The sequence below is a fragment of the Paenibacillus pinisoli genome (assembly GCF_003605435.1).
In the GTDB taxonomy this organism is placed as follows: Bacteria; Bacillota; Bacilli; order Paenibacillales; family Paenibacillaceae; genus Pristimantibacillus; species Pristimantibacillus pinisoli.
The window spans coordinates 65,902-92,842 of record NZ_QXQB01000004.1; the positions used below are offsets into that span (position 1 = coordinate 65,902).

The 26,941-nt window shown below is 53.9% G+C and carries 24 protein-coding genes; 17 read left to right on the forward strand and 7 right to left on the reverse strand.

Translation table 11 applies throughout. The features are described from left to right. The first annotated feature begins 6 nt into the window (after nucleotides 1-6). The 5 genes from D3P09_RS17475 (at nucleotide 7) to nagZ (ending at nucleotide 6,806) form a co-directional block, all read left to right on the forward strand. Nucleotides 7-198, forward strand: coding sequence for a hypothetical protein (locus tag D3P09_RS17475; RefSeq protein WP_120112614.1), 192 nt, complete (start codon nucleotides 7-9; stop codon nucleotides 196-198). A 116-nt stretch (nucleotides 199-314) separates the two neighbouring features. After that, nucleotides 315-1,679 (forward strand): extracellular solute-binding protein, encoded by a 1,365-nt coding sequence (locus D3P09_RS17480; protein WP_120112616.1) that lies wholly within the window; start codon nucleotides 315-317, stop codon nucleotides 1,677-1,679. A 14-nt stretch (nucleotides 1,680-1,693) separates the two neighbouring features. Then, on the forward strand, nucleotides 1,694-3,505 hold the full coding sequence (locus D3P09_RS17485) for a cache domain-containing sensor histidine kinase (protein ID WP_120112618.1): 1,812 nt from the start codon (nucleotides 1,694-1,696) through the stop codon (nucleotides 3,503-3,505). Continuing rightward, a complete protein-coding gene (locus tag D3P09_RS17490) occupies nucleotides 3,502-5,148 on the forward strand; it encodes a response regulator transcription factor (RefSeq protein ID WP_120112619.1) in 1,647 nt (548 codons plus the stop codon). Before D3P09_RS17485 ends, D3P09_RS17490 begins: the two co-directional genes overlap by 4 nt. 47 nt (nucleotides 5,149-5,195) lie before the next feature. Continuing rightward, a complete protein-coding gene (gene nagZ, locus D3P09_RS17495) occupies nucleotides 5,196-6,806 on the forward strand; it encodes a beta-N-acetylhexosaminidase (protein ID WP_120112621.1) in 1,611 nt (536 codons plus the stop codon). Nucleotides 6,807-6,882: 76 nt separating this feature from the next. Here nagZ and D3P09_RS17500 read toward each other — a convergent pair whose 3' ends face one another. Next, complete coding sequence (locus D3P09_RS17500; protein WP_165867483.1) at nucleotides 6,883-8,022, reverse strand: YfbR-like 5'-deoxynucleotidase; 1,140 nt, start codon at nucleotides 8,020-8,022, stop codon at nucleotides 6,883-6,885. Nucleotides 8,023-8,124: 102 nt separating this feature from the next. Between D3P09_RS17500 and D3P09_RS17505 the strand changes: the two genes are divergently transcribed. From D3P09_RS17505 to D3P09_RS17515, 3 genes are all read left to right on the forward strand, one after another. Further along, a complete protein-coding gene (locus D3P09_RS17505) occupies nucleotides 8,125-9,108 on the forward strand; it encodes a bile acid:sodium symporter family protein (protein WP_243644285.1) in 984 nt (327 codons plus the stop codon). Nucleotides 9,109-9,142: 34 nt separating this feature from the next. Continuing rightward, nucleotides 9,143-10,924, forward strand: coding sequence for a two-component system histidine kinase PnpS (pnpS, locus tag D3P09_RS17510; RefSeq protein ID WP_120112624.1), 1,782 nt, complete (start codon nucleotides 9,143-9,145; stop codon nucleotides 10,922-10,924). A 104-nt stretch (nucleotides 10,925-11,028) separates the two neighbouring features. Then, a complete protein-coding gene (locus D3P09_RS17515) occupies nucleotides 11,029-11,748 on the forward strand; it encodes a response regulator transcription factor (RefSeq protein WP_120112625.1) in 720 nt (239 codons plus the stop codon). 35 nt (nucleotides 11,749-11,783) lie between these two features. On the opposite strand, the gene D3P09_RS17520 is transcribed toward D3P09_RS17515, so the two are convergent. Genes D3P09_RS17520 through D3P09_RS17535 form a run of 4 tightly spaced genes read right to left on the reverse strand, consistent with a single transcriptional unit; the run spans nucleotide 11,784 to nucleotide 15,150 of the window. Further along, nucleotides 11,784-12,650, reverse strand: a complete 867-nt coding sequence (locus D3P09_RS17520) for a helix-turn-helix domain-containing protein (RefSeq protein WP_120112627.1) — start codon at nucleotides 12,648-12,650, stop codon at nucleotides 11,784-11,786. A gap of 16 nt (nucleotides 12,651-12,666) precedes the next feature. Continuing rightward, nucleotides 12,667-13,098, reverse strand: a complete 432-nt coding sequence (locus D3P09_RS17525) for a threonine/serine exporter family protein (RefSeq protein ID WP_120112628.1) — start codon at nucleotides 13,096-13,098, stop codon at nucleotides 12,667-12,669. Nucleotides 13,099-13,130: 32 nt separating this feature from the next. Next, complete coding sequence (locus D3P09_RS17530; protein WP_243644287.1) at nucleotides 13,131-13,937, reverse strand: threonine/serine exporter family protein; 807 nt, start codon at nucleotides 13,935-13,937, stop codon at nucleotides 13,131-13,133. 34 nt (nucleotides 13,938-13,971) lie between these two features. After that, nucleotides 13,972-15,150, reverse strand: coding sequence for a M20 family metallopeptidase (locus tag D3P09_RS17535; RefSeq protein ID WP_120112630.1), 1,179 nt, complete (start codon nucleotides 15,148-15,150; stop codon nucleotides 13,972-13,974). A 203-nt stretch (nucleotides 15,151-15,353) separates the two neighbouring features. On the opposite strand from D3P09_RS17535, the gene D3P09_RS17540 reads away from it, so the two are divergent. From D3P09_RS17540 to phoU, 3 genes are all read left to right on the forward strand, one after another. Next, entirely contained in the window at nucleotides 15,354-16,592 is a 1,239-nt protein-coding gene (locus D3P09_RS17540; RefSeq protein ID WP_120112631.1) for a methyl-accepting chemotaxis protein, read from the forward strand. A gap of 122 nt (nucleotides 16,593-16,714) precedes the next feature. Next, nucleotides 16,715-17,512: a phosphate ABC transporter ATP-binding protein PstB gene (gene pstB, locus D3P09_RS17545; RefSeq protein ID WP_120112633.1), complete on the forward strand. Its 798-nt coding sequence runs from the start codon at nucleotides 16,715-16,717 to the stop codon at nucleotides 17,510-17,512. A gap of 45 nt (nucleotides 17,513-17,557) precedes the next feature. Continuing rightward, a complete protein-coding gene (gene phoU / locus D3P09_RS17550) occupies nucleotides 17,558-18,217 on the forward strand; it encodes a phosphate signaling complex protein PhoU (RefSeq protein WP_120113322.1) in 660 nt (219 codons plus the stop codon). A 456-nt stretch (nucleotides 18,218-18,673) separates the two neighbouring features. Here the strand turns inward: phoU and D3P09_RS17555 are convergent, their stop codons facing one another. Both D3P09_RS17555 and D3P09_RS17560 read right to left on the reverse strand, forming a co-directional pair. After that, on the reverse strand, nucleotides 18,674-19,054 hold the full coding sequence (locus D3P09_RS17555; protein ID WP_120112635.1) for a hypothetical protein: 381 nt from the start codon (nucleotides 19,052-19,054) through the stop codon (nucleotides 18,674-18,676). Between the two features lie 210 nt (nucleotides 19,055-19,264). Then, nucleotides 19,265-20,164 carry a LysR family transcriptional regulator gene (locus tag D3P09_RS17560; RefSeq protein WP_120112637.1) on the reverse strand — a complete coding sequence of 300 codons (900 nt, stop codon included), beginning with the start codon at nucleotides 20,162-20,164 and terminating at the stop codon, nucleotides 19,265-19,267. A 170-nt stretch (nucleotides 20,165-20,334) separates the two neighbouring features. On the opposite strand from D3P09_RS17560, the gene D3P09_RS17565 reads away from it, so the two are divergent. From D3P09_RS17565 to D3P09_RS17590, 6 genes are all read left to right on the forward strand, one after another. Beyond that, entirely contained in the window at nucleotides 20,335-21,291 is a 957-nt protein-coding gene (locus D3P09_RS17565; protein WP_120112639.1) for a phosphate ABC transporter substrate-binding protein, read from the forward strand. 77 nt (nucleotides 21,292-21,368) lie between these two features. Then, a complete protein-coding gene (pstC, locus tag D3P09_RS17570) occupies nucleotides 21,369-22,274 on the forward strand; it encodes a phosphate ABC transporter permease subunit PstC (protein WP_120112641.1) in 906 nt (301 codons plus the stop codon). Further along, the gene (gene pstA, locus D3P09_RS17575; RefSeq protein WP_120113323.1) at nucleotides 22,274-23,161 is read left to right on the forward strand and encodes a phosphate ABC transporter permease PstA; all 888 of its coding nucleotides are present in this window, start codon (nucleotides 22,274-22,276) and stop codon (nucleotides 23,159-23,161) included. Before pstC ends, pstA begins: the two co-directional genes overlap by 1 nt. A 14-nt stretch (nucleotides 23,162-23,175) precedes the next feature. Beyond that, nucleotides 23,176-23,934, forward strand: coding sequence for a phosphate ABC transporter ATP-binding protein PstB (gene pstB, locus D3P09_RS17580; protein WP_120112643.1), 759 nt, complete (start codon nucleotides 23,176-23,178; stop codon nucleotides 23,932-23,934). A gap of 244 nt (nucleotides 23,935-24,178) precedes the next feature. Beyond that, nucleotides 24,179-25,648 carry a GGDEF domain-containing protein gene (locus tag D3P09_RS17585; RefSeq protein ID WP_165867484.1) on the forward strand — a complete coding sequence of 490 codons (1,470 nt, stop codon included), beginning with the start codon at nucleotides 24,179-24,181 and terminating at the stop codon, nucleotides 25,646-25,648. A 26-nt stretch (nucleotides 25,649-25,674) separates the two neighbouring features. Next, nucleotides 25,675-26,880 carry an EAL domain-containing protein gene (locus D3P09_RS17590; protein WP_120112647.1) on the forward strand — a complete coding sequence of 402 codons (1,206 nt, stop codon included), beginning with the start codon at nucleotides 25,675-25,677 and terminating at the stop codon, nucleotides 26,878-26,880. Nucleotides 26,881-26,941: the final 61 nt, after the last annotated feature.

Genomic DNA, 26,941 nt, shown 5'->3' on the forward strand with positions numbered 1-26,941 from the left:
GGTCTAATGGCAGGAGAAGAGTTGCAGGATAGAATCAATCGTCTTAATCTGGACGGCAGGAAGAAAGAGCGGACGGAATCTGCCGGGAGCGAGGCCGGCGGCCGGCAGCCGCTTGATCCGGGGCCGGTTCATGCGAATGAGCAGTGGCGGTCTCTCTATGCAAGAGTGAGAGAGGTCACGGAAGCGCTTCGGCGGTGACAATAGAATTATATCCCTAATTGTCGTTTTTTTTAGCCTTATTCCTGCTTTGAGAGTAAGGCTATAATAATAGTATGATCGGGGAACATGTATCTCTGCGAGGAGGCTTTCCTACGTTGAAGAAAAGCTATATTCTAATTGCTGTTCTTCTTGCATTCATGACGAGCACTGCAGCCTGCGGCGTGAACAAGCCCAAGGATTCCCATGATCAGGAAGATACTTTCCGTGAAGTGACGTTGTCGCTTCGGCATACGCAGATTAAGGAAACAAGCAAGACCCGCCTTAGACTGCTTGAGGATGTTGTCGCCAAGACGATGGCCGAGAACAAGGGCGTTACGATCAAGATGGAAGGCATCGAGGAGATCGTCAATCGCGACACGAAGCTGAAGCAGGAGATGGCCGCCGGCAATCCGCCTGACATCTTCGAAGTATTCGGCGGCGCCGATCTGAAGCTGTATGTCAAGGCGAACCGGATGCTGGACTTGACGCCAATACTGGAGGAGCTTGATCTAATGGACAAGTTCCAGAGCCTTGAGGAATTCACCATTGACGGCAGGGTGTACGGCGTTCCGTACGGCGGGTATAGCGAAGGGCTGTTCTATAATAAAAAAATATTCGAAAGCCTGGGTCTAGATATTCCGAAAACATGGGATGAGCTGATGGAGACGGCTGAGATCATCAAGGATGCGGGTTATGTGCCATTCGGCCTTGCCGCCAAGGATGCCTGGATGACCGGCATGATGTGGAATACGATTATGGAGAGATATGTTGGCATTGACGCCTTCAACAAGCTGGTCACGGGCGAGACCAAGTGGACGGACCCGCAGTTTGTCAAAGGCTTCGAGGCTTACGCCGAGATCGTGAACAAGGATTACTTCACGAAGGGCGCTCTCGGGCTGCTGACGCCAGCGCAAGGCTCGCAGCTGCTGCGCGGGCAGGCGGCCATGGTGTTCACGGGCACATGGGATGCCGTCCACTTCACGAGCCAGGATGCCGGAGGTCTGCAGGGGCAGCTCGGCTTCTTCTCCTTCCCGGAAATTCCGGGCGGGCTTGGCGACCAGCATTCGATTAATGCTTCGTATTCCAACGGGTTCGGGTTCTCTTCGACACTGTCGAAGGATCAGATGGAGATCGTAAAGAAATTCATAGCCAACTTCTTTAATGAAGGGGTGCAGAAGCGTGCGCTCAAAGAAGACAAACTGCTGCCTTCGATGAAGATATCGGATCTCTCCGATATCGATCCGCTTATGAATGAGGTGCTTACCGTCATGAACAACGCCTCCAGCTCGTGGCCCGCGTTCGATGCGATCGTGCAGCCTGTTGTCACAGCCGAGATTGGTGTGCGGCTGCAAGAGCTTCTTGGCGGGCTCAGCACTCCCGAGGAAGTGGCCGCCAATATACAAGCCGCCCAGGACAAGGCGAATGCCGCTCAAGTGAAGTCTGCCGGACTCGGTACTCCCCCGGCGTGGGACAGCAAATAGGGGGCAACTCTTACATGAATCTTAGACCAAAGCTGATGCTGGCCTTTATCTCGCTCATCATTATTCCGATGATTGGCCTCGGCATCTTCTCTTTCGTGAATTCGGAGTCGCTGCTGGAGAAGAAGTACAGCGAGCAATCCGAGATAACCCTGAAGGCGATCGGGGGCAACATATCGTATTTCTTCCGGGAGCTGGACCAATTGTCCAACGGCAACGTTATCAGCTCCGAGGTACAGGATCCGCTGCGGCTGAGCGAGCTGCCGATGGACGATCCCAGCACGCTTATCCGCTTCACCCAGGCAGAGAAGGAGATGAGCCGGATCCTGTTCCAGCATCCGGCAGTCAGCTATGTGGTCATGTACGCGAAGAATGGCATGATGTTCCGCTCTTACCGTAATGATCCCACGACATTCAAGCCGATCTCCTTCAGCGAATTGCAGCGCCATTCGCTCTATGACGATGTCATCCGGCTGGGGGGCAAGCCGCTTTGGATCGGACCGCATGAGCAGCGCGATCTGACCGGCGTCAACCCGCCGCTGTTCACGATGATGAGAGTCGTCAAGGATTTGGAGTCCTTCAACGATCTGGGCATTATGGTTACACAGTTCAAGACGGAAGAAGTCATTGCCATGCTGAAGGCGTTCCAGAATCCGGACGCCGACTCGCCCGGGACGCGCTACTTCATTCTGAACAGCCGCGGACTGGTCATGCTGGACAGCAATAAGAAATATGACGGACACAGCATCGACAACTACACCAATTCCATGCCGCAGTTGACCGAGACGTATGAAAGCTCGCGGATGAAGTTCGACGGCGTAGACAGCCTTGTATCCTCCTTCCAGCTTGACCGGAACGGATGGGTCCTGCTGTCGGTGCAGCCGTGGAACTCGCTGACGAACGAGAATATCCGATTCGTGCAATGGATCGGAATGATTACGGTGCTTGGCCTGCTGTCGGCGGTGCTGTTCAACGTATTCTTCGTGAACCGGGTTGCCAAATCGATTATAAAAGTCGTTCGCAAGATGAGGCTCGTCGAGCAGGGCTTGCTGGATATCCGCGTTTCCGCCCAGGGCAAAGACGAAACGGTGCTGCTGGCCAACAGCTTCAACAGCATGGTAGAGCGGATCGGGGATTTGCTCAGCGAGGTTAGAAGGGAGCAGGAGCGCAAGCAGCATGCGGAGATGATGCTCATGCAGGCTCAGATCAAGCCGCATTTTCTGTTCAATACGCTGGAGTCGATTAACGCGCTTGCCGCGCAGAATGAAGGCGGCAAAATTATGCTGATGGTCCGGCGTCTGAGCAATCTGCTTCGGACAAGCATGCATCATTCGGAGGAAATCGGCGTTAAGCAAGAAGTGGAGCATGTCCGCAGTTATCTGGAAATTCAGAAATACCGGTTCGAGGAGCTGTTCTCCTACGAGCTTAACGTGCCGGAGGAAGCTTTTGAATATACCATTCTGAAGCTGTCGCTGCAGCCGCTTGTGGAAAACAGCATTCAGCACGGGTTCGAAGGCTATGAGGATGGACAGGGACTTATCTCTATTAATGTTGCGGTTGAGCCGCACCACATTATCATAATGGTTTGCGATAACGGCACCGGCATGAGCTATGATGTGCTTCAGAAGCTGTCGGACGGCTACAATCCTTCGCGCAAGTCGCATGACGAGGCGGAGATGGGCGAGCGCAGGGGACTTGGCATCCGCAATGTTGCGGATCGCCTGCGCATCCATTACGGAGCGGGCTATGGCATGATGATTTGCAGCTCCGAGGGGCACGGCACGACGATCCGGATAATTATTCCGAAGAGCAGGGGTGAGGGACTATGATAGGCAAAGTGCTCCTAGTCGATGATGAAGCGCATATTACAAGAAATTTGGAAAAAGTCATACCATGGGAGATGCTTGGCCTCACCGTGGCAGGCGTAGCGAAGAACGGCGTAGAAGCTCTGCAGCAGATGGAGCAGGAGGCAATCAATTTGCTTCTGTGCGACATTCGGATGCCGGTCATGGATGGCCTGGAGCTTGTCCGGCAAGTCCGGGAGCGGGAGATTCCATGCGATATCATTATGCTGTCGGGCTATCAGGATTTCGCATATACGCGAGCGGCCATTCAGTACGGGGTGAACGATTATGTGCTGAAGCCGATCCCATACGATGAATTGACGGGCGTTATCGCGCGTGTCATGTCTAATCAGCGGAACAAGCAGAAGCAGCTTTTTGAGGAGCAGCAGAAGCTCGGCCGCATGATAGACCTTGCCAGCGAGAAGATTTTGTATGATATTATAATGGACTATACCGACTTCTCGGGAAGCCACTGGCTATTCTCCGGCGACGAGCAGCAGCTTCGGCTGCAGCAATTCGTCATGATCGTGCTTGATCTCGACGTCAGCTCGGAGAAAACGAAGGACTGGCGCGACTGGTCGGATAAGGAACGCAAGCTGTGGAACTTTGCCGTATGCAATGTTCTGCGGGAGAAGCTGCAAAGCAACGGGCTTCACCATGCCGTTATTCAGACCAGAGACGGCGAATGGTGCGTGCTCATCGAGTCCGACAAGGAGATGGCGTTCGATACGGCTGTCATTCGCGCATGGGCGGAGATGCTCTTGACTGCGGTGCGCAACCATATCAAGCTGTCGCTTAACGCCGGCATCTACCGGCATTTCGTGCGGGTAGAGGAGCTGTCGGACGCGTTCAAGCTAGTCCAGATGGGAATGCAGCTTACGCCCGCAGCCAATCTGATTACGTATTACCCGCTGGAGCAGGAGCGTTCCGCAGGAGCCGATCAGGCATTCTGGGTGACGGCAGAGAAGCTGATCAGCGCTGTCAAGCGGGGAGACGCCGCGTCAGTCGGCTCGGAGGCGGAGAATATCTCCCAGCAGCTGATGCTGCTGAACGAGAGCAACAGCTCGAGAGTCAAGCCGCTGCTTCATTTTTTTGTCCTTCATTTGATGAGGGAGATGAAAGAGATGGCGGTCTTCACCCGCGAGCAGGAAGAGCTGCTCTGGCGAAGGCTGGATCTCCGGTTCGGAATCAAGGATTTGCTTTCCTTTATTCAGCAGGTTACATGCGCGGTATCCGAGCGCTCTATGGATAAGAAGAAGCAGTCCGAAAATTCCATGGCGGAAGCCAAAATCTTTTTGGACCGAAACCTTTACCGGGATATCAGCGTAGAAGAAGCCGCTACACATGTTGGTCTAAGCACGTCTTACTTTAGCCTGCTGTTCAAGCAGACTTACGGGGAGACATTCATTGAATATGTGACCAGACAACGGATGGAGCGCGCCAAGAGCTTGCTGGCGGAATCACAGAAGAGCGTCGCTCAGATTGCGAAGGAGGTCGGCTATGCGGAACGCAGGTATTTCACGAAAGTATTCATGAAGTATACGGGCGACAATCCGACCGACTACCGGAGCAAATTCCAGTCGCAAGGAAAAGACTTCGTGGCAGATGCAGAGGAAGAAAGCAGCTAACTAACACACAACACACAACGCAAGGAACATGTGGGAGGATGAATGGAATGGCACTTTATGGGGATTGGAAAAACTGGGATTTGAAGCAAAAGATCGGGCAGCTGTTCGTTTTCGGCTTTAACGGATTCGAGCCTACGGAAGAGATCAAAGGGCTGATCGAGTCTTACGGCATCGGCGGCACGATCTACTTCACGCGCAACGTCGAGAGCGCGCAGCAAGTGCACGGCCTGTCCGTGAAGCTGCAGAAGATCGCGAAGGATGCCGGCAAGCCGCCGATCTTTATCGCGATTGACCAAGAGGGCGGCATGGTAGCCCGTCTGGTTGACGGCGTAACGCTGATGCCGGGCAACATGGCGCTTGGCGCAACCGGCCAAGAGGAAGCAGCCGAAGAGACTGCCCGCATTTGCGGCGAAGAGCTGAGAAAGCTCGGTATTACGATGAACTACGCGCCGTGCATCGACGTGAACAACAATCCGGACAATCCGGTTATTAACGTCAGATCGTACAGCGACCGTTCGGATGTGGTATCGAGACTTGGCGTAGCTGCGGTGAAAGGCTATCAATCTGCTGGCGTAGCCGCTACGGTGAAGCACTTCCCGGGCCATGGCGACACTTCTGTCGACTCCCACCATGCGCTGCCGGTTCTGCCGCACAGCCGCGAGCGTCTGGACGCGATCGAGCTGCTGCCGTTCCAAGCGGCGATTGAAGCGGGTACAGACTGCATCATGACTGCTCATGTATGCTTGCCTGCATTGGAGCCAAGCGGAGTGCCTTCGACGCTGTCTGAGAACGTGCTGACCGGCCTGCTGCGCAAGGAGCTGGGCTATGATGGCGTAGTTGTAACGGACTGTCTGGAGATGAGCGCAATCGACGAATTCTACGGACCGGCGCAAGGCGCTGTGAAGGCGATCAAAGCGGGCGCTGACATGGTTCTGGTCTCGCACCGTATCGAGAAGCAGGTAGCGGCGCTGGAAGCGGTAGCAGCGGCTGTCGAGAGCGGAGAGCTGTCCATGGAGCGTATCGATGAAGCGGTCGCTCGCGTGCTGAAGCTGAAGGAGAAGCGTCAACTGGAGCAGGCGATCGAGCCTTGGGACAGCGTGAAGGATGAGATCGGCACGGCTTCGAACAAAGCTGTTGCTGCCAAGTGGAGCGAATCCTCCGTAACGCTGGTGAAGAACGAAGGCGCATCGCTTCCTTTGAAGCGCGACGTACAGACGCTGGTATTGTGGCCGGATATCGTGCCGGTATCGGTAGCCGACGAGATGCTGTCCGGGGACGGAACGCTGGGCGATTTCCTGAAGCATTACGGCGCTAATGTGGTAGAGCGCAAGATGAACAGCGGAGACGCGCTGCAAGGTCTTGATGAGTTCGAGCAGATCGTAGTTGTGACTTACGATGCATCGAAGCATCCGCTGGAGAAGGACGTAGCCCGCGAGGCGGTCCAATTGGCAGGCGACCGCGTTGTTGCGGTATCGGTGCGCAATCCGCTTGACCTGCTGCTGTATCCGGAAGTGAAGAGCTACCTTGCCGTGTACGAATGCAGACCGCTTGCGCTGTCTTCCGCAGCGAAAGTGCTGCTGGGCGATCTGAAGGCGGCAGGCACATTGCCGCTGGAAATTTCCCCGGCCTATCCGTTCGGCTGGAGCGCACAGCAATAATTCATCATTTTATACAAGAAGACGTGCGAATGCTTGCTGCATTCGCACGTCTTTTTTGCCGTCTATAGAACTTCTCTCACCGGACAAAATGATCATAGGTCAAGTCGTGTAAAATATACGCGAGGAAAAAGATCACGCATGGATTCTCGTAGTGATGCTGGATATGAATGAGCTGCTGATAATATTTGTCGCCGTAATGGGGGTTATTGCGCATCTCCAGATTGCTCTTGATCAGCGCGTCGATCTTGTCCGCGATATCCACCAGCTCGCCCTCGTAGCTTTCATCCTTGGCATCGACGAGGAAGTCGGTCAGCTCCTGGTGGAGGAATGCCGGCAGCTGCGCGACCATCTCCTTCGCCACTTCCTTTTCATACTGCTCGAAGGCTTGCCGGATGGCGGGCGATGATTTCTTGATCGGCGAGGCGACATCGCCGCTGACCCCCTCAACCACATCGTGCAGGAGCGACTTGCCGAGAAGACGGTACAGATCGATATCCTTGCGGTCGAACCGCTCTGCCTCCAGCAGGCCGTTGAACAGGGACATCGCGGCGACCCGGAACGAATGCGTGGCGTCGTTGTCGGGCACCAGGTTGAAGCTGCCGCCCCAGCGTTCGATCAGATCAAGGTTCAGGATGTGGTCCAGATACTGTCGGATGCCTGCGTCCTGTTCCGATTGCTCCAGCAGCCACTTAATCGAACGGCAGGGAGATTGAAGCAAATCCGCTCTTAGCTCCTCATATTTCTCCTTGAACAGAGCGCTGGAATCCCGTTCGTACTCCCGCTTGCAGAATAGCATGGCATCGAAGGAATCGATGCCCCTTACAAGCTGTCCGATGTAGGTGTCGTCTTCGGCATCTACAATATAGTCGTAGAAGCGGGGCTGAAGCGACTTGGACAGACGCGACACAATATCCTTGCTGACCTCCGTCTCCAGCGTCTGGATGTGCCCGGCGACATGCCTGTCTTTTTTGGTCACATATTTGATGGAGCCGGTAACCGTCTCGTTAAGGTCATGAAGCAGCGCTCTCGCTGTCAGCTGCAGCTTATTGACGGGATTGCCGAAGAGCTGCTCCTCCGCAATGCCTGCAAGCACGGCGATTGAAGCGCAGCGAAAGCTGTGGCTGGCGGCATTGTCCTTGTAGCGCGGCGAAAATTCCTTCCATCTGGATACATATTGCATGCCGATTATGGCACTGACAAAACGGCTGTTGTTCATGGCGCACCCCTCGCTAATCATCGTTTGAAGTGTATGAACCCTATACTGTCTATGCTATTATAAAGCTTAAACATATAGAGAGACTAGAGAGAAGATTGAGGGATGGACATGCGAGAGCGGGGACTTGCGTTTAACCGTTTTTTTGAAAAGTGGATGTTTCTGATTATTCCAGGTTCGCTAGTGCTTGGATTTATATTTGCCGATGCGCTAAGCCCGATGGTTCAGGCTGTGCCTTATTTGTTCGCGTTCGTGACGCTGACGATGGCACTGGGCTGCGGCCTCTCCGAGCTTGGCGGCGTCCTGAAGAAGCCAGGCATTATGGGGCTTACTTTGATGCTAGCCCATCTGGTGTCGCCTCTGGCGGCATACTGGGGCGGCACAGCGCTGTTCGGCGCTGATTCGCCTTATGTGGTCGGACTTGTGCTCTTTACGATTATTCCGCTTGGCGTATCCACCGTGCTGTGGGTCAGCATGTCCGGCGGCAGCGTTCCGCTGGTGCTGGCGCTCGTCGTGCTGGATTCGCTGCTAAGCCCGCTTGTGGTGCCTGCCGCCATTCACCTCTTCTTCGGAACGACAGCACATATAGACGCAGGTCCGATTATGCTGGACCTCGTCATCTTGATTGTAGTGCCGACTGTCATCGGTGTTGCGCTGAACGAATGGTCGAAGGGCAAGATTCAGGGGCGGACGAAGCCGTATACGGCGCCCCTGTCGAAGCTGTGCTTTGTCGGTGTGGTATCCTTGAATGCGGCGGCGATCTCGCCGTATGTCGATCAGTTGAAGCAGGATATGCTTGTGCTTGTGCCTGCTGTCATTGCACTAGTCGGGTTATGTTATGCATTTGGCTTCCTGGGGACGTCATTCCTGCGCAACAGCGAGCTGCAGATCACGGTCTCGTATGCGACGGGAATGCGCAATATCTCGCTTGGCATTGTGCTTGCGCTGGGTTACTTCAGTCCGCTGGCAGCCGTGCCTGTCGTATTGTCCATTCTGGTGCAGCAGCCGCTGGCGACCGTACATCATTACGTTTTACAAAAACTTAATAAAGATAAGACTGGCGCAAGCGGCAGTGCGCATGTAGGATAAACGATGGATAGCCGAATGAGAAGGAGCCAATAAGATGAACAGCTTTCGTGCGAGACTAACGTTCATCATGATATCGATGATCGCCATATCCGTCTTTGCGGCGGGCATGCTCATGATGAAGACATTCAAAGAAAATCATATTAATGCGCTGGAAGACAACATGGTGCGGCAGATGAAGGTCATTGCGGCCAAGATGGATTGGCATAAAGGCGAAGATTTGGGGTCCATGACATCCTACTATACGGCGGAAGCGAATGAGCTGAAGACTTATACGGATGCCAGGGTTACGTTTATCCGCAGCGACGGGGTGGTCGTCGGCGATTCGGATTATGATGCCTCCAAGATGGACAACCATCTGGACCGCGAAGAAGTGGTAGATGCATTCAAGAAGGGGACAGGCCGTGCCGTCCGTCCCAGCGAGACGATGCATCAAAACATGATCTATGTGGCGATTCCGGTCGAAATCAAAGCAGGCCAGGAGCCGTACGTGCTTCGTCTGGCGATGAGCCTGCAGGAGGTCGATCAGAGCATAAGCAGGCTCACGATGGTGCTGATTGGCGGCTTGCTTATCCTCTTCGTGATTGCCGCATTGATCAGCTATCAGATTGCGCAAAGCTTGACGGGGCCGCTGGAGCAGATCACGAAGGTTGCAAAACGAATTAAAAATATGGATTACCGCGCGCGCGTAAAGGTAAGAAAGCATGACGAGATTGGCGAGCTGGGAACGGCGATTAATGCCATGGCGGACAGTCTGCAGGTGCAGATGACGCGCATTAAGCAAAATGAAAGCCAGCTGGAAAGCGTTCTTGCGAACATGATTAACGGCGTCGTGATGATTGATGCAAAAGGGCAGATTCTGCTCATGAACCGCCGGGCGGAGGAAGTGCTAGGCTTCTCGGCCAGGGATCTGGTCGGACGGCATTTCATGGAGGCGAAGCAGCAATACGAGCTGGCGCAAATTATTCAGGAGGCGCTCGATACGCGCAGGCATCTGCGCGAAGAGATTACGTTCTACTTCCCGGAAGAAAGGCTGCTGGAGCTCAATCTCGTGCCGATCAGCCAGAGCGGGCCAGGCGAATTCGGCGGCGTGCTGCTGGTGCTGCAGGACGTATCCGCGATCCGCAGACTGGAGCGGATGAGAAGCGAGTTTGTGGCGAACGTATCGCATGAGCTGAAGACGCCGGTCGCAGCGGTGAAGGGATTTGCCGAGACGCTGCTTGGGGGCGCGGTGAAGGACGAGGAGACGGCAAAGTCGTTCCTCCAGATCATCTTCGACGAGAGCGAGCGGCTTAACCGCTTGATCGGAGACATTCTGGAGCTGTCGAAGATCGAGTCGCGCCGGGTACCGCTGTATTTCTCCCCTGTGGAGCTGGAGAGCTTCGTAGCCAAGACGTTTACCCTGCTGGAGCCGGTTGCGAAGCGCAAAAATATTGAGCTCAGCCACACCATTGAGCCGGGTCTGTACGTAGAGGCGGACGAGGACCGTCTGCGCCAGATTATGATGAATTTGCTCTCCAACGGCATTAACTATACGGCTGAAGGCGGACGCGTGAGCGTATCCGTGCTTGCATCCGATCAGGACCATATTCGGATTCAGATATCGGATACGGGCATCGGCATTCCGAAGAAGGATCTGCCGCGCATCTTCGAGCGCTTCTACCGCGTCGACAAAGCCAGATCGCGGAGCTCGGGCGGAACAGGGCTTGGCTTGTCTATCGTTAAGCATCTGGTGGAGCTGCATAAAGGAACGCTGTCCGTGACAAGCACGGTCGGGGTCGGCACCACATTTACGATAGAATTGCCAGTGGTTCAATAAAAAGGTTTACCTATTCTTTATGAAACCATGGTAAACTAAGGATGATTCATCTTGATACGGGAGACAGGGCGCCCTTGCCCAGGATCCCAAGGTTGGAGGTCATTATGTCGCATAAAGTGCTAGTTATTGAAGACGAACCGACGCTCGCTAGACTGCTGTCGTACAACTTGACGCAAGAAGGGTACGAGACGACAGTGATCGACCATGGCGGCGAAGGCTTGCAGACGGCGCTGCAGCGGAGTTTCGATCTTATTATTCTTGATATTATGCTGCCTGGCTTGAACGGCTTCGAAGTGCTCAACCGGCTCCGGCAGAACGGAGTGCGTACGCCCGTCATTATTCTGACCGCGCGCAACGCGGAGGAAGAGGTCGTGCAGGGGCTGAAGCATGGCGCAGATGATTATATTACGAAGCCGTTCGGCGTAGCGGAGCTGCTCGCGCGCGTGTCGGCCGTACTCAGAAGGACGCAGCAGGATGACGCCCCGCCGGTGGCGACCAATGAGAAAGTCATAACGGTAGGCGAATTGTCGATCTACCCGGAGAAGTACGAGGTTATCGTAGGCGGAGAGCCGATTCCGCTTAGACCGAAGGAATTCGAAGTGCTGCTCTATCTGGTGCAGCGCCCGGGCATGGTCATTACCCGCGACGATCTGATGAATGTCGTCTGGGGCTTCGACTACATCGGCGGACAGCGCACGGTTGACGTTCATGTCAGCTCGCTGCGCAAGAAGCTCGAGCTCGGACAGCAATCTGTCCAGATCGAATCAATACGCGGCGTTGGCTACAAGCTGGTCATGCCGAAAAAGCTCGCAAACCCTAAATGATTAGGGATGCGAGCTTTTTTATGCCTGTATGAAAGTTATGGCCGCTGCCATGTAAGCATCTTGCGCTGGAATTGCTTAGGCGAGCAATCGTTGTATTTCTTGAACATCTTGTAGAAATGCGCCATATTCGGCATGCCGATCTTCTCGCCGACCTCGGAGATGCTGAGGTCCTTGGTCAGCAGAATGCGTTCTGCCCATTTCACTTTCCGGTAATTGACATATTCGGTGAAGGACAGGCCGATCGTTTTTTTGAAATACTTGACGAAATAGTAATAGCTCATATTGGCGATTTTGCAGACCTCTTCGACTTGAATGCGGTCGTTCAGATGGTTCTCCACATAATCAAGCACCGGCTTCAGCCTGATCTTCTCGAAATTGTCTTGCTCGACGAGCATTTTGCGCGTGTCGCCTCTCAGCAGCAATAGCAGAATCTGCTTGATCAGAATGCTGACGGCCAGCTCATAGCCGGTGTCCTTGCGCTTTACTTCCTCCAGGATTCCCTCAATGCACGCAGCAGTCCGCTTCTTGAGTTCCTCGTTCTCGCGGAAGATATAGTTCGCTTTGCTAAGTGGCGTATGCGTCTCCGAGAAATACCGCATATAAGGAATGGAGCTATGGTCGAAGAACTGCTCCAGATCGAACTGGAGCACGATGTAGTCCAGCACTTTGCTGCTCCGGTCGCGGTGCAGCTCAGAATCGCCGATAATAATTACTTCTCCGGGTTCGAGGTGATAGCTGTCCTCTTCCAGATAGACGTCAAGCTGGCCCTCCATAATGAGCAGCAGCTCAAGCTGCTTATGATAATGCCAATTCGTAAATCCGCCTTCATCCCGAAGCGTACGGAATATTCGAATGGACAACAGCGGATTCTCGTATACGACTTTTTCGTTGATTGCCTCCATTGCTTCGGGCCCTCCCTCAACGTTCTGATCTGCGAATAATTTGATTAATCACTTCAGAGAATACAAGTCCGATCGCGATGGCGCCGGATATCATGAAGGCTTTTACCGCCAGCTGCACAGCGGTGTCATATTGGTCCTCGACCACATGGCGCATGGCATCGTAGGCGAGCCCGCCAGGCACCAGCGGGATAATGCCGGATACGCTGAATAAGATGATGGGCGTCTTGTTCAGCTTGGAGAACCACTGGCTGAGCACCGTCACCAGAAAAGCGGCAATGAGCGTGGCGGGTATCGCATCCAGATTCAGCTCAATTCCGATAATGTAGACGATCCAGCCGGCCATGCCGACAGCGCCGCAATGAGGCAGCAGCCGCAACGGGACGTTGAAGACGAAGCCGAAGGCGGCGGATGCGATAAAGCTGGTTAAGATTTGGGCAACGAAGTACATGAGCTCTTAGCTCCCCCTGCGCGTGTTCTATATTAATTAAAGGTCAAGACAGTTGCGATGCCGGCACCGATGGCGAATGCGGTCAAGAAGGCTTCCGCGCCCTTCGACAGCCCGGATACGAGATGGCCGGCCATGAGGTCCCGGACGGCATTCGTAATATGAAGGCCGGGAACAAGAGGCATGACCGATCCGATTATGATCTTGTCCAGATCGACCCCAAGGCCGAAGTGGACGACAAGCGACGCAGCCGCCCCGATCATAATCGCTGTCAGAAATTCCGCAAAAAATTTGATTGGCACAAAGTGATGGATAATTAGGAAAAATAAAAAACCGAACCCGCCGATCAGCGCCACCGGCAGGAAATCCAGCCAGCTGCCCTGGAACATGATGAGGAAGCAGCCGCTCGCGATCGAAGCGGCAAGCACCTTGTACACATTCCGGTAAGCATTCGGCGTGCGGTCGATATCCTCCAGCAAGCGGAAGGCTTCCTCTACAGGCAGACTGCCGCCGCTGATTCGTCTGGAGATATCGTTCACCATCGATACTTTCATCAGATTGTTATTGCGCTCCGAGATGCGATACAGACGGGTGACATGCGACGCCCCGTCGATCGCGAAGATAAGGCCCGTCGGCGTAACGAAGCTGTGCGAGCTTTCAATGCCGTACGCGGCCGCGATGCGAACCATCGTATCTTCGACGCGATACGTTTCTCCTCCGTTCTGGAGGATGATTTTGCCTGCGAGCAGACAGGTTTGGGTAATAAGATCGATTTGGGATTTGGGTATCCCCGCATTCAAGCTCTTGTTCTCGATTGGAATCGGATTGTCCGACATCGTCATATCATTCCTCTTATAGGTGTTCGGCCCTGGTCTGCTATGGCCTCGAGGTCTGCGCCTGGAATTCTGCGCGGATCCGCTCCAGCAGCTCGGGACTCGATGCTACATCATAAGCGGTTCCGGCCAGCATCTTCGCGCCAAAAATCATGCCGTCCAGCGCGCGTTCGTTCATGGCCGCATCGCGGAACGCTTCCGTATGCAGCAAGTACCTCTCATCAACGACTTTCACATACGGGTGAATCGCCGGACAGCGTACGGATACATTGCCAAGATCCAGCGAGCCGTTGTCCTTGCCGGATTCGATCTCCTCCGGAGCGATTCCTGCCTCCATGAGATTCGCGTTGAATTGGCTGGACAACGTCTCGTTCGTCAGCAGCTCGTCGTACGAAAATTCATAGTTGCTCATCGTAAGCGTCGTGCCTGTCGCCAGCGCCGCCGCTTCTGCGATGCGCTTCACTTTCTCTGTCAGCTCATTCGTATACACGCGATTGGCCGAGCGTACATAGAACTTGGCAGAGGCGTAATCCGGAATAATGTTCGGAGCCTTCCCGCCATTGTCGATAATGCCGTGGATGCGGGCATGGCTCCTTGTCTGCTGGCGAAGCGCATTCACATTGTGGAACAGCGACAGCACGGCATCCAGCGCGTTCACGCCTTCATACGGGCTTGCTGCGGCATGGGCAGCAACGCCTGCATATTCGAATTGGATGGCGTCGAGCGCAAGCGATTCGCCGGAACGCTCGAAGGAATGGTAGGGATGCGCCATAAGAGCGATGTCGCAATCGTCGAACAAGCCTGCCTCCGCCATCGGCACTTTGGCGCCCTTCGTCTCCTCGGCCGGCGTTCCGTATACCCGAATCTTGCCGCCAAGCCCGTCGATGACGGACTTCAGTCCGACTGCCGCGACCATGCTCATGGAGCAGATCAAATGATGCCCGCATGCATGGCCGATCTCAGGCAGGGCGTCATATTCGCATAGGAAGGCGATTGTAGGCCCTTGCTTCCCGGAATCATATTCGCCGATGAAGGCGGTCGGAATGCCCAGCGTTCCCCGCTCAACTGCAAATCCTTGCCGCTCCAGCTCCTCCGTCAGCAATCCGGAAGCAAAAAACTCCTCATGACCCAGCTCCGGCCGGCTGCCGATCGCGCGGGAAATGGCGCGGAATGTCTCCGCATGCTGCTCTATCGTTTCCATAACGGTGTGTTTGGTTGTCATCATGTTTTCCTCCAATGGTTGCGTGTTTCCTGTACAGCCTATTTCTTTGATACCTAGTTTATCATACTGCCTTCATAACCGATATGCCTGCAATTATTTCGGAAAAGTATGACATTTAACATTGCGTTAACATCTCCATTAAACCGGGATGATGCTAAGGTCCTATAGTGTACCCAGAGAAGATAGGACAGGAGAGTGAATCCATGACAATCGAATTACTGGATCAACGAGCCCAGCGTGCAGGCACTGGTGAGGCAGAAGCCGCACCAATATCCCCCCCTATCAAGAAGCCTAATGGTGAGAAGGCGCCTGAGAGCGTTCCTGCGAAAAAAACGGAGATGATTCGCGCAGCCATGCCTGAGGTGCGGCTGGAGTCATTCCTTCAGGAAGCGCCGATTGCCGATGAATCGTACACATGCAGGCAGGTCATGGGGATCTTTAAGCAGAATCCCGCTGCGGAGTGCGTCGTTGTATGCGGATTGGACGGTACTGTGAAAGGCCTTATGATGAGGAACAGGTTCTTTTTGAAGCTGGGAAGCCGCTACAGCGCGGATTTGTATTATGAGAAATCGATTGTCGTCCTGATGGATTCCGCGCCTCTTATTGTGGAGTCGGGCATTGCGCCGCAAACGATTATAGATCAAGCGCTGAGCCGCGATGAGAGCGTATTGTATGATTGCGTCATTGTATCGAAGCACGGGCGGTTCACCGGCATATTGACCGTGGGCCATATGCTAGGCTTGTCCAGAAAGCTGCAGCAGCAGTCGGTGCAAAGCCAGCTTCGCGTCATTGAATCGGTCGAGCGGCGGATGAAGGACATTCAGGCCGCGATTGAAAGCGTGCGCCAATCGACCTCGCAAGGAGAGGCGTTGTCGGCGGATATGGTGGATTTGACCTTAAGCGGCAAGACCGCGCTGGACAGCGTTACCCATACCTTCGGCAATATGTCGGATGCTTCGCGGCTGCAAGAGCAGAAGATGACAGAACTGCAGACGGAAGCGGGCTCGATCAGCAAAGTGTCGGGATTGATCAAGGAGCTTGCGGATCAGAGCAACCTGCTGGCGCTTAACGCTTCGATCGAGGCGGCAAGGGCGGGCGAGCATGGGCGCGGGTTCGCGGTTGTCGCCGGCGAAGTGATGAATCTCGCCAATCAGACCAAGAGATCGGCGCTGGAGATTACGACGCTGACGAAGGCCATTCTGGACGCTATCGGACACACAGCGAGCCTGGCCCAAGCGGGACGCAATGAGACGGTTGCGAGCGAGCGGCAGGTGAAGGCGGCAGAGGATGCATTCGGCTCTCTGTTCCAGGTTGCGGCGAGGAACCGGGACAGCGCGAAGCAGATCGAATTTTTGACCGAACAGGCTTACCGCCAGGCGGAGCAGGTATCGGAGGAGCTTGACCAATTGCGCAGCGCGACATTTAACACTACGTTAACATAATGGAAACATGCGATTTACATTGCAAAAGTATGATAGAGAACGAACTAGAATCGCTTTTTACGCATAATGGCTGTTCAAGATAAAGCTAGCTGCTTGCACGCGATAAGCCAGCTGCTTCGCAAATGCCCTGGCATCATGCGAATCGACCGAAGGGGGATTACGGCTTGAAAACATTAATTGACATCAATCGTCTCAACTTATACTATACCCAGTTTCATGCGCTGAAGGACGTCTCGCTTACGATACCGGAGAAGGCGATTACGGCTTTCATCGGTCCGTCCGGCTGCGGGAAGTCGACGCTGCTTCGTACGCTGAACCGGATGAACGACATGATTCCGGGCACGCGCATTGAAGGCGAGCTGCTTATTAACGGGAAGGATATCTATTCTTCCGAGGTGGAAGTGGAGACGTTGAGAAGAAAGATCGGCATGGTGTTTCAGCAGCCTAATCCATTCCCGAAATCGATCTACGATAACGTCGCATACGGACCGCGTCTTCACGGCAAGACGACCAAGAAAGAGCTGGATGAGATTGTAGAGACAAGCTTGAAATCGGCTGCGCTGTGGAATGAGGTCAAGGACAATCTGAAGCGGTCGGCGCTGGGGCTGTCCGGCGGGCAGCAGCAGCGACTATGCATCGCACGCGCCATTGCGGTGAATCCAGATATTCTGCTGATGGATGAAGCGACCTCCGCGCTTGACCCGATCTCGACGCTGAAGATTGAGGAGCTGGCTCAAGAGCTGAAGGACAAATATACGATTGTGATGGTTACGCACAATATGCATCAGGCGGCCAGGGTATCGAATCAGACGGTCTTTTTCTTAAATGGCGAGGTCGTAGAGTATGCGGAGACGGAGAAGCTGTTCTCGAACCCGATAGACCAGCGCACCGAGGATTACATTACGGGACGGTTCGGCTAAGCGAGTAACCATCAATGGACGATTGGGGAGGCAGGCACGATTATGATGACGGTGAGAAAAGAATTTGACCAGGGGCTGGAGAAGCTTCATCAATTGATTATCGAGATGGGGAGCTTTGTTGAGCAGGCTCTTGCGGATTCGATGGAAGCGCTGAAGACGATCGACGTTGCGCGCGCTAAGGAAATGATTGCGAATGATCCTAAGCTTAATCAAATGGAAGATCAAATTATGGAGATCGGCTCCAAGCTGATCGCCACCCAGCAGCCGGTTGCCAAGGACCTGCGCCGCATTCTGGCTGCATTCCGCATCGCGAGCGATCTTGAGCGTATGGGCGACCTGGCGGTGGACGTCGCGAAGGTTGTGCTCAGACTAGAAGGCCAAGAGCTGATCAAGCCGCTGATCGATCTGCCGCGCATGGCTGAGGTCGTTGGGCAAATGACTTACGAGTCGATCCAATCTTTCGTTCAGGAGAATGTGGATCTCGCCTACAAGATGTCGAAGGACGACGATCAGGTCGATGCTTTGTACGGTCAAATCACACGCGAGCTTTACTCGCTTATGATGGAGAACCCGCGCAACATTACGCAGTCCTCACTGCTCAGCTTTGTAGGACGTTACTTGGAGAGGTTCGGCGACCATGCAACCAATATCGGCGAAAGCGTCGTTTACCTCGTAACGGGCTCGCGTCCTGACCTCAATGTGTAATTCGATTGAACCTGCAATTATATAACGCATAATCATAAGATGGCGGTGCAAGGAAGAGATTCCTTCATTGCCGTCTTTTTCGTTATGACCAAGCGTGGATGCCAGCCGGTCAGAAGAGTTGGAATGACTCAGAAGAGGAAGCAACGGGCCAAAGCAAAGATGCCTCTCGGGCCGGAACGATCTGCAATCGTGCAGGAAGGGCCGGTCCCAAAGGGCATCATAAGCATAACGTTTGGTTACTGGAATGCAGCCGAGTAATGCGAGCATGCGTATAGATGCCTGCTTGGAAGGTCACTTTGTACGTCCCTTGCGGCAGATTATGCAGCACGGTATAGGAGCCTGTGACTAGTCTCATACGAATTACGCTGTGCATGATAGCCGCTTACACGAATAGGGAAATTAGCGCTTGCTAGTGCGGGAATTATTCCGAGAAGCATGTTTGATGATGATTTATGGTTACTGAAATACTGCCGAGAAATAGGAGTTGATTGTCCAAATATTACCTACTTGGAAAGTGATCTTGTACGTTCCATATGGAAGATTGTCGAGCACGACATAAGAGCCTTGATTTTGGCTGTACAGCACATCTCCGTTAGGAGCTTGAATCGTTAATGTCCACATTGCCGGTACATAAGCTTCCGGAATCGGATGATTTGCTTCTCCTATTGCGCCTACCACGAGCTTGCCGGAGCCAGTGACGAGTTCATAGAATCCATAGGCAGGAGGCGTCAGCGGATACCTCGTACCTGCATTAACTTGAAGCACAGGAAGCAGAGCCATCAATATAGCGGAGAAGATCATAATGGTTATTGCTTTTTTTCTCAATCTCATCATCATTACACAACCCTTCTTCTTAAAATGATATGAATCGTATGGGCATGCAAGCCTCTCTAGTACTCGATTCCCCCTTCAACGAGAATTAAATCGCTTACATAGAACCATTTTAAGAGAATTAGCACATTTTGTAAATATTGGATATGAAAAGAATAAACGTTTTCTATTACTGATTGGTGGAGCTGTGAAAGAATCATGCCAAATTTCTGCCGATTAAGCTGCAGATTCTGGCGTCAGCAAACGCATGATGGAAACGATCAGCTCTTGATCCCAATAGTGGCGGGACCAGCTCGCATACAATTTCCACGCGGGAACATCGCCCCATAGCGCCGATACGGCATAGCGGCCGTCACGCGGAACAAGGCATTCGGGCAGCAGAGCGAGCGCTTCGCCATCGGCAAGATGATTCAGGACAAGCTCGACGGAGCCGTAGGAAACGCCAGTGTGGAAATAGTGGATTTCGCTTTGGCTCCATTTTGCGATACATTGCTGTACCGATACGTCTCCGAGCTCCACCATTTCTGCCGCACTCTTCAAGATGTCGGCGGACAGGGCAACGTCCGCTGCTGCCGCCAATAGGGGATGCGCGGCTGCGCCGACGAGCTTCAAGGCTCCGCTGCTTACCTCTTGGTGGCGATAGTTGCTGCTTTCGCCGTGGATACGATCTTCCCCGCACAAGACCAGATCGACCGTACCTTGCTCCAGCTTATGGAACAGCTCCTCGCGCTCATGGACGGCTACAGAGATGTTGGCGATCTCCCGCAGCGGCTGAAGCTGCCGCAAAGCGCCGGAACTCGCCATATAGGCGGCGGCGCTGTTGGTGCAGCCGATCACGAATCGCTTGCGCTTGCTCTCATGCATGACGGACAGGCGGGTCATGGCTTCATCATATAACGCTGTAATTTGCAGCGCGTAGTTCAACAGCATCTTGCCGCTAGGCGTAAGCAGCACTTTGCCGGTCCGGGATTCGAACAGCTTGACGCTCCATTCCTCCTCCATTTTTTTCATATGAAAGCTGATGGTAGGCTGCTTGAGGTCAAGAGCATTGGCAACGGCGGTGATCTGTTTGTACCGATCTATGTAGACGATTAACTTCATTTTTAACAAACTCATAAGATGCCTCCACGATCATTAGTTTTATCAATATTATAAGAGAAAACATAGATGGATTCTATAATATTTAATTGTTAATTTTACAAACAGAAAACATTAGGTTAATAGCGCCGCTCTACAATAAGTCTTGTAAACAAAACCAAACAGGTAGTGAGAGGGGAAACTAGGAAATGAAGAAGACGGTCATGTTGATTATGGCATTGGTATTGACATTTACGCTCGCAGCATGCGGACAAAGCTCGAACAAGGGAGGTAACGCAAGCACGCCTCCTGCGACGAATAACGCAGGCAACGCATCCACAGAGCCGTCTGGCGAGCCAACTCCTGAAACAAAGCTGGAAGGTTCGATTCTGGCAACAGGTTCCTCGGCGCTTCAACCGCTTGTTGACCAAGCATCCAAAGCGTTCATGGACGCTAACAGCGGCGTAACGATCCAAGTTCAAGGCGGCGGCAGCGGCACTGGCCTGACGCAAGTATCCGAAGGCCAAGCGGACATCGGCAACTCCGACGTCTATGCAGAAGAGAAGCTTGACGCTGACAAAGCTGCTGAGCTGGTTGACCATCAAGTAGCTGTAGTTGCAATGGCAGCTGTTGTTAACCCTAAAGTGAACGTGGATACACTGACAAAACAACAACTGATTGATATCTTCACTGGCAAAGTAACGAACTGGAAAGAGCTTGGCGGCGACGACCAAAAAATCGTAATCGTTAACCGTCCAGCAAGCTCCGGCACTCGCGCTACTTTTGAGAAATATGCACTTGGCACAAAAACAGACGACCTGCAAGGCTCCATCCAAGAGGATTCCTCCGGTACTGTTCGTAAAATTATCGGCGAAACACCAGGCGCTATCGGATATCTTGCCCTGTCTTACCTGGATGATTCCATCAAGACTCTTGCATATGACGGCGTAGCGGCTAACGAAGAAAACGTAGCAAACGGCACTTATCCGGTATGGGCTTACGAGCACATGTACACGAAAGGCGAGCCTAACGAAGTGGTTAAAGCTTTCCTGGACTACATGCTGACTGACGAAGTGCAAGACGGCGCAGTGGTTGAGCTTGGCTACATCCCTGCGAAAAACATGCAAGTTGTGCGTGATATCGAAGGCAACATCACAAAAAAATAAGATAGCTTCCTATCCTAAAAGCACGAAAGAGGCGGACAACCGATCTGCCTCTTTCAAGCTCTGTAGAGGAGATCCATATGGCCCAAACTACCGATAAAAAAATATCAGCCAACAATCATTTTGCAGAGGAATGGGTTGGACGCATCTATACGACTCTCTGTGTTCTGGTTCTCGTCACGACGATTGTTGCGATGGTGTACTTTGTAGCTTCCAGAGGTCTCAGCACCTTTTTTAAAAATGATGTAAATGTACTCGAATTGTTAACAGGCCTGAAGTGGAGTCCTGAGGGACAGCCGCCTGCCTTCGGCGCGTTGCCGTTCATCTTCGGTTCCTTCAGCACGTCTATTCTTGCCGCGTTGCTCGCGGCGCCGCTCAGCTTCTGCGCAGCGGTATTCATGATTGAGATTACTCCGAAGTTCGGGCGCAAATATTTGCAGCCTGTAATTGAATTGCTTGCGGGCATTCCTTCCGTAGTATACGGCTTTATCGGACTTAGCGTTATCGTGCCTTTCTTCAGGGATGTATTCCCCGGGCAAGGTGTCGGCATCGCCGCAGGCGCGCTTGTCCTGTCTATTATGATCCTACCAACGATGACTACAGTTGCCACGGATGCCTTGGCGTCTCTGCCTTCCGGCCTTAAGGAAGGATCGTATGCGCTTGGCGCTACCCGCTGGCAAACGATATATCGGGTTGTGCTGCCGACGACGCTGCCTTCATTGTTGACCGGCGTCGTGCTTGGCCTGGCCAGAGCGTTCGGCGAGGCTCTCGCCGTACAGATGGTTATCGGCAACGCGCCGTTCATCCCGCGCAGCCTGTTCGAATCCGCTTCGACGCTGACAAGCGCAATCACGCTCAGCATGGGCAACACGGTCAGCGGATCGGCGCATAACAATGCTCTTTGGTCCTTGGCGCTCATCTTGATGCTTATGACCTTTGTCTTCGTCTTTATCGTACGCTGGCTGGAAAAGAGGTCGAAATTATGATGAAACCCAAAACAGTAGACAAGATCGCCACTGCCGTCATTATCGGCGTAGCGGGTTTGATCGTGCTTGTGCTGGCCGGCTTGCTCGGCTTTATCATGGTGCGCGGCCTCGGGCATCTCAGCTTTGACTTCCTGACATCGCCTCCGCAGTCCATTCGCGCAGGCGGGGGCATCGGTCCCCAATTGTTCAACTCCTTGTTCTTGCTTGTATTAACGATGATCATTACGGTACCGCTTGGCATCGGCGCAGGCATCTATATGAGCGAATATGCGAAAGCGAACAAATTTACGGACTTTATCCGTCTCGTCGTGGAAGTCCTGTCTTCCTTCCCTTCGATCGTAGTTGGCCTGTTCGGCCTTCTAATGCTGGTCAACTACTTTGGTCTTGGCTTCTCGCTAATGGCAGGCGCCCTGGCGCTGACGATCTTCAACCTGCCGCTGATGGTGCGGATTACGGAGCAGGGTCTGAAGAGCGTGCCGCGCGAGCAGAAGGAAGCGGCTCTGGCGCTTGGCCTTACGAAGTGGAAGACGATCACGTCGATCATGCTGCCGATCGCGCTCCCGATCATCGTATCCGGCACGATCCTTGCCGCCGGCCGCGTATTCGGCGAAGCGGCTGCGCTGCTCTTCACAGCGGGCATGAGCTCGCCGCGGCTAGACTTCACGGATTGGAACCCGCTTAGCCCGGTGTCTCCGCTCAATCCGTTCCGTCCTGCCGAGACGCTTGCCGTCCATATCTGGAAGATCAATTCCGAAGGCCTCGCTCCTGATGCGACGGAAATCGCCGCAGGCGCATCCGCCGTGCTTGTCATTACTGTACTGCTGTTCAACCTTGTGGCAAGGTGGCTTGGCCGATTCATGTACCGCAAGTTTACCGCTACGAAATAGGAGGCAACTGGCATATGGCTGACAAAGGGATATCCGTAAAGGATTTGAGCGTATATTACGGCGACAACAAAGCCGTCAAGAATGTAACGATAGACTTCAACAACAAGGATGTCACGGCGCTGATCGGCCCGTCCGGCTGCGGGAAGTCGACCTTCCTGCGCACGCTTAACCGGATGAACGATCTGATTCCGAACGCGCGCATGACGGGCGAGATCTGGATCGGCGACGAGGATATTAACCATCCGAAGACGGATGTCGTCCTTCTGCGCCGCCGCATCGGCATGGTCTGGCAGCGTCCGAATCCGTTCCACAAATCGATCTACGAGAATATCGCGTTTGGTCCGCGTTATCATGGCTTGAAGAACAAGAGCCAGCTGGACGATCTCGTCGAGGAGTCGCTGCGCAAGGCGGCGCTGTGGGAGGAGACGAAGGACAGACTGCATACCTCCGCGCTCAAGCTGTCGGGCGGACAGCAGCAGCGCCTGTGCATCGCGCGTTCCATCGCGGTAAAGCCCGACATTATTCTGATGGATGAGCCGGCTTCGGCGCTCGACCCGGTATCAACCTCCAAGGTCGAGGAGCTCATCTCCGAGCTGAAGCAGGATTATTGTATTGTCATCGTCACGCATAACATGCATCAAGCGGCGCGCATATCCTCCAAAACCGCTTTCTTCCTCTCCGGCGAGCTGGTGGAGTATGACAATACGGAGACGATGTTCACCAATCCGGTGAAAAAGGAAACAAGCGACTATATCTCGGGACGTTTCGGTTAAGCCATATTTCTTCGGCAAGTGGGCCATTACTTGAAGGCAATTTCCAGTCTGCGGCAAGCAGGCGGGAGGTTGTCTTTTTTTGTGCCGAGGGACAGGAGTGACGGAGAACTAGGTGAAAAGTCGCGGTTTCCCCTATATTTTTACGCGCCCCTAACAATTGTATAGATCAATGTTCACAAAAATCCGGTATGGTGGGAGTAAGGAAACATTACGATTCATCATTTCTGGCATCGAGGGGATTCGCATGGGCGAGATCGGCTTGGGATTGCTGCATCAAGGAATGATTCAGTCCATTCGGAAGCAATGGAGCGCAGGCTGCGGCGTAGCCGTCCTGTACATGCATGCCGAGGCTCCGGAGGACGACTCCTCGGCCATGATAGAGAGCTGGCAGGATGAAGCGAAACGGGTGTTCTGGAAGATGCGGCTGGAGCATGACTATTATTTTTTGCTGCGGATGCTGCCTGAGGAGGATTGGAGTCCGCATGGGGCAAGTCAATGGACAAGCCTGCTGCGCGAGCGTATCGGCGCAGCAGGCATGCGCAGCGGAGGTGTGGCGGTCGCCGCTGGCGCAGGGCTGCGGATCGGGCTGTGCGCGGTAGAGCCTGCTCAGGAGACTCGCACGGAAGCGTCTGTCTTCCGTTCGATTCAGACGGCGAGGGAACATGCTGACACTGAATCATGGGACACGGATAGGGCGCAAGCTCAGACTGTATCGGCTTTAAGGAGAGCCGTGCGGGAAGGGAACCCGGTTCTTGCGCGGCCTGGCGTGCAGACCATTGGGACGCTTGCGTCTCCTATTGCAGCCATCGCATCCTATGCGCATGTATCAGAGGCGTCTTACTTGTTCGATACCGATGCGCAAGTGCCAGGCATTGTCGTAGTGAGGGACGGGGAGCCGGCAGGGCTCTTGATGAGAGAGAAGCTGCATCAAATGCTGGCCGGCCAATACGGCCTTCCGTTGTACTGGAACCGGTCGGTAGAGCGCATTATGGACAATCAGCCGCTTATTGTGGATGAGGGCATGGCGGTAGAGCGCGTCTCCCAGCTTGCCATGGAGAGGAGCCACTACCGGCTCTACGATGTGGTCATTATTACACGCAACGGCCAGCTTATGGGAGCGGCTTCTGTCCGGGCCATATTGGAGTGCATGACGGCTCTTCGGACAGAGGAGGCCAGGTCGGCCAATCCGCTTACGGGATTGCCGGGCAACAGCGGCATCCAGTCCGAGCTGGCGAGACGGATTGGCGGGCAACGTCCGTTCGCCATGGTGTACGCGGATATGGATTTTTTCAAATGGTTCAATGATTTCTTCGGGTTTGGACTTGGCGATGAGCTGATACGCTACTTGGCCGAGTTGATGGAGAGCGTCTTGCGCTCGATGGGCGGTTCAGACGTATTCATCGGACATATCGGCGGCGACGATTTTATTGCTCTTGTAGATCCTAATAAGGCAGAGGCGGCTTGCAGCGAGCTGATCGGCTTGTTCGACCGGGGCATTCGCCGGTTCTATGGCGGTGAAGAGGTGACTTCGGTAACGGACAGGAGCGGCAATATGGTCGAGCAAGCAGGCGTATCGCTGTCGCTGTCGGTGCTCGTATGGGAGGGAGAGGCCCCGGTCAGTCCGGCCCTTATCTCCAAGCAAGCCGCAAGACTGAAGAAAAGCGCCAAGTCGATAAAAGGCAGCATATGTGTGATGGAGCACCTAACGGAATAGCAGCATAGAGAGGATACGAATCGACGGTGAACATACAGCAGAATAGGACTGGTGCAGAGCACGCTGCGGCCATTCCAGAAGGCTCCGAATTTGCGGGCTTGATCTATCTGTCATGGCAGAATCCGGGCAATAGGCCCGGTACGGAGGCTCCTTGCAGCTTGCGGGAGCAATGGCGAAGGATGGCGGAGCAAGTATTGCCGGGCTCCTTGCAGGAGATGGCGCTTAAGATGGAGTGGTGCTGGCAGCATGATGATTTATTTCTCAGGGCATGGCTTAAGGGCAAGGAGCAGGCGCGTTGGGAGAGCTTGCTGGAGCAGCATGCCTTGCTCTCAGCCCGTGAGCTGGAGCAGCTCATAAGTGCGGGAACGGGCAGTCAAGGCATAGTAAATGCCGGAGTTGCAGTGCTGGAGTGCCGAGGCGGCACTGGCGACGCGGAATCCATCTGGTATGAAGCGGCAAAACGGGCAATTGTCCAGGCCCGCCAAGATGGAGATTCGAATCGCCATCTTCAGCGCAGAGCATTGCGCGGCATCTTGGCCGAGCGGGCGATTTACCCCGTCTATCAGCCCATTGTCGCGCTTGGCGGCGAAGCCGTCGTATTCGGCTACGAAGCTTTGACCCGTCTTCAAGACAACAGCGTATTCCGCGGCCCGATGGAGCTGTTCCGCTTCGCGGGGGAGGAAGGCGCGGTCTATTCGCTGGACCGGATTGCGCGAGAGCGGGCGATCGACGGCTGCCTGAAGCTTGCGCCCAACCAGAAGCTGTTCATTAATGTGATGGCGCAAATTATGGAGGATCCGTCTTTCTCCCCGGGAAGGACGCTCAGCTTCCTCCGGCGCCATCACCTGCAGCCGAATCAGGTCGTCTTCGAGATTACGGAACGAAGCTCGATCGAGGATTATCCGGCTGTGAAGAAGGCGCTGCAGCATTACCGCAATCAAGGCTACCAGATTGCGATCGACGATGTGGGAGCCGGGTATTCCTCCTTGCAGTCGATCGTGGAGCTGCGGCCCGATTACTTGAAGGTTGACCGTTCTATTATCCATCACATTCATCAGGACGACGTGAAGGCGCATATTCTACATACGCTTCAAGAGGTAGGCGCGAAGCTTGGCGTTCCGCTTATTGCCGAGGGCATCGAACAGGAAGAGGAGCTTGCGGCTTTGCTTAGGATGGGCATCCCCTATGCGCAAGGCTATCATCTGGGTAGGCCGGGACCGTTCCCGTCATAATTTAAGGGCTTTTTCCAAGCTTGCCGGACCTGCGATGCTTGGGAAGAGCCCATTTTGTGGT

Coding starts and splice junctions, on each gene's coding strand:
- D3P09_RS17475 (WP_120112614.1), top strand. CDS start 7: ATGGCAGGAGAAGAGTTGCAGGATAGAATCAATCGTCTTAATCTGGAC.
- D3P09_RS17485 (WP_120112618.1), top strand. CDS start 1,694: ATGAATCTTAGACCAAAGCTGATGCTGGCCTTTATCTCGCTCATCATT.
- D3P09_RS17490 (WP_120112619.1), top strand. CDS start 3,502: ATGATAGGCAAAGTGCTCCTAGTCGATGATGAAGCGCATATTACAAGA.
- nagZ (WP_120112621.1), top strand. CDS start 5,196: ATGGCACTTTATGGGGATTGGAAAAACTGGGATTTGAAGCAAAAGATC.
- D3P09_RS17500 (WP_165867483.1), bottom strand. CDS start 8,022: ATGAACAACAGCCGTTTTGTCAGTGCCATAATCGGCATGCAATATGTA.
- D3P09_RS17505 (WP_243644285.1), top strand. CDS start 8,125: ATGGACATGCGAGAGCGGGGACTTGCGTTTAACCGTTTTTTTGAAAAG.
- pnpS (WP_120112624.1), top strand. CDS start 9,143: ATGAACAGCTTTCGTGCGAGACTAACGTTCATCATGATATCGATGATC.
- D3P09_RS17515 (WP_120112625.1), top strand. CDS start 11,029: ATGTCGCATAAAGTGCTAGTTATTGAAGACGAACCGACGCTCGCTAGA.
- D3P09_RS17520 (WP_120112627.1), bottom strand. CDS start 12,650: ATGGAGGCAATCAACGAAAAAGTCGTATACGAGAATCCGCTGTTGTCC.
- D3P09_RS17525 (WP_120112628.1), bottom strand. CDS start 13,098: ATGTACTTCGTTGCCCAAATCTTAACCAGCTTTATCGCATCCGCCGCC.
- D3P09_RS17530 (WP_243644287.1), bottom strand. CDS start 13,937: ATGACGATGTCGGACAATCCGATTCCAATCGAGAACAAGAGCTTGAAT.
- D3P09_RS17535 (WP_120112630.1), bottom strand. CDS start 15,150: ATGACAACCAAACACACCGTTATGGAAACGATAGAGCAGCATGCGGAG.
- D3P09_RS17540 (WP_120112631.1), top strand. CDS start 15,354: ATGACAATCGAATTACTGGATCAACGAGCCCAGCGTGCAGGCACTGGT.
- pstB (WP_120112633.1), top strand. CDS start 16,715: ATGCCCTGGCATCATGCGAATCGACCGAAGGGGGATTACGGCTTGAAA.
- phoU (WP_120113322.1), top strand. CDS start 17,558: ATGACGGTGAGAAAAGAATTTGACCAGGGGCTGGAGAAGCTTCATCAA.
- D3P09_RS17555 (WP_120112635.1), bottom strand. CDS start 19,054: ATGATGATGAGATTGAGAAAAAAAGCAATAACCATTATGATCTTCTCC.
- D3P09_RS17560 (WP_120112637.1), bottom strand. CDS start 20,164: ATGAGTTTGTTAAAAATGAAGTTAATCGTCTACATAGATCGGTACAAA.
- D3P09_RS17565 (WP_120112639.1), top strand. CDS start 20,335: ATGAAGAAGACGGTCATGTTGATTATGGCATTGGTATTGACATTTACG.
- pstC (WP_120112641.1), top strand. CDS start 21,369: ATGGCCCAAACTACCGATAAAAAAATATCAGCCAACAATCATTTTGCA.
- pstA (WP_120113323.1), top strand. CDS start 22,274: ATGAAACCCAAAACAGTAGACAAGATCGCCACTGCCGTCATTATCGGC.
- pstB (WP_120112643.1), top strand. CDS start 23,176: ATGGCTGACAAAGGGATATCCGTAAAGGATTTGAGCGTATATTACGGC.
- D3P09_RS17585 (WP_165867484.1), top strand. CDS start 24,179: ATGGGCGAGATCGGCTTGGGATTGCTGCATCAAGGAATGATTCAGTCC.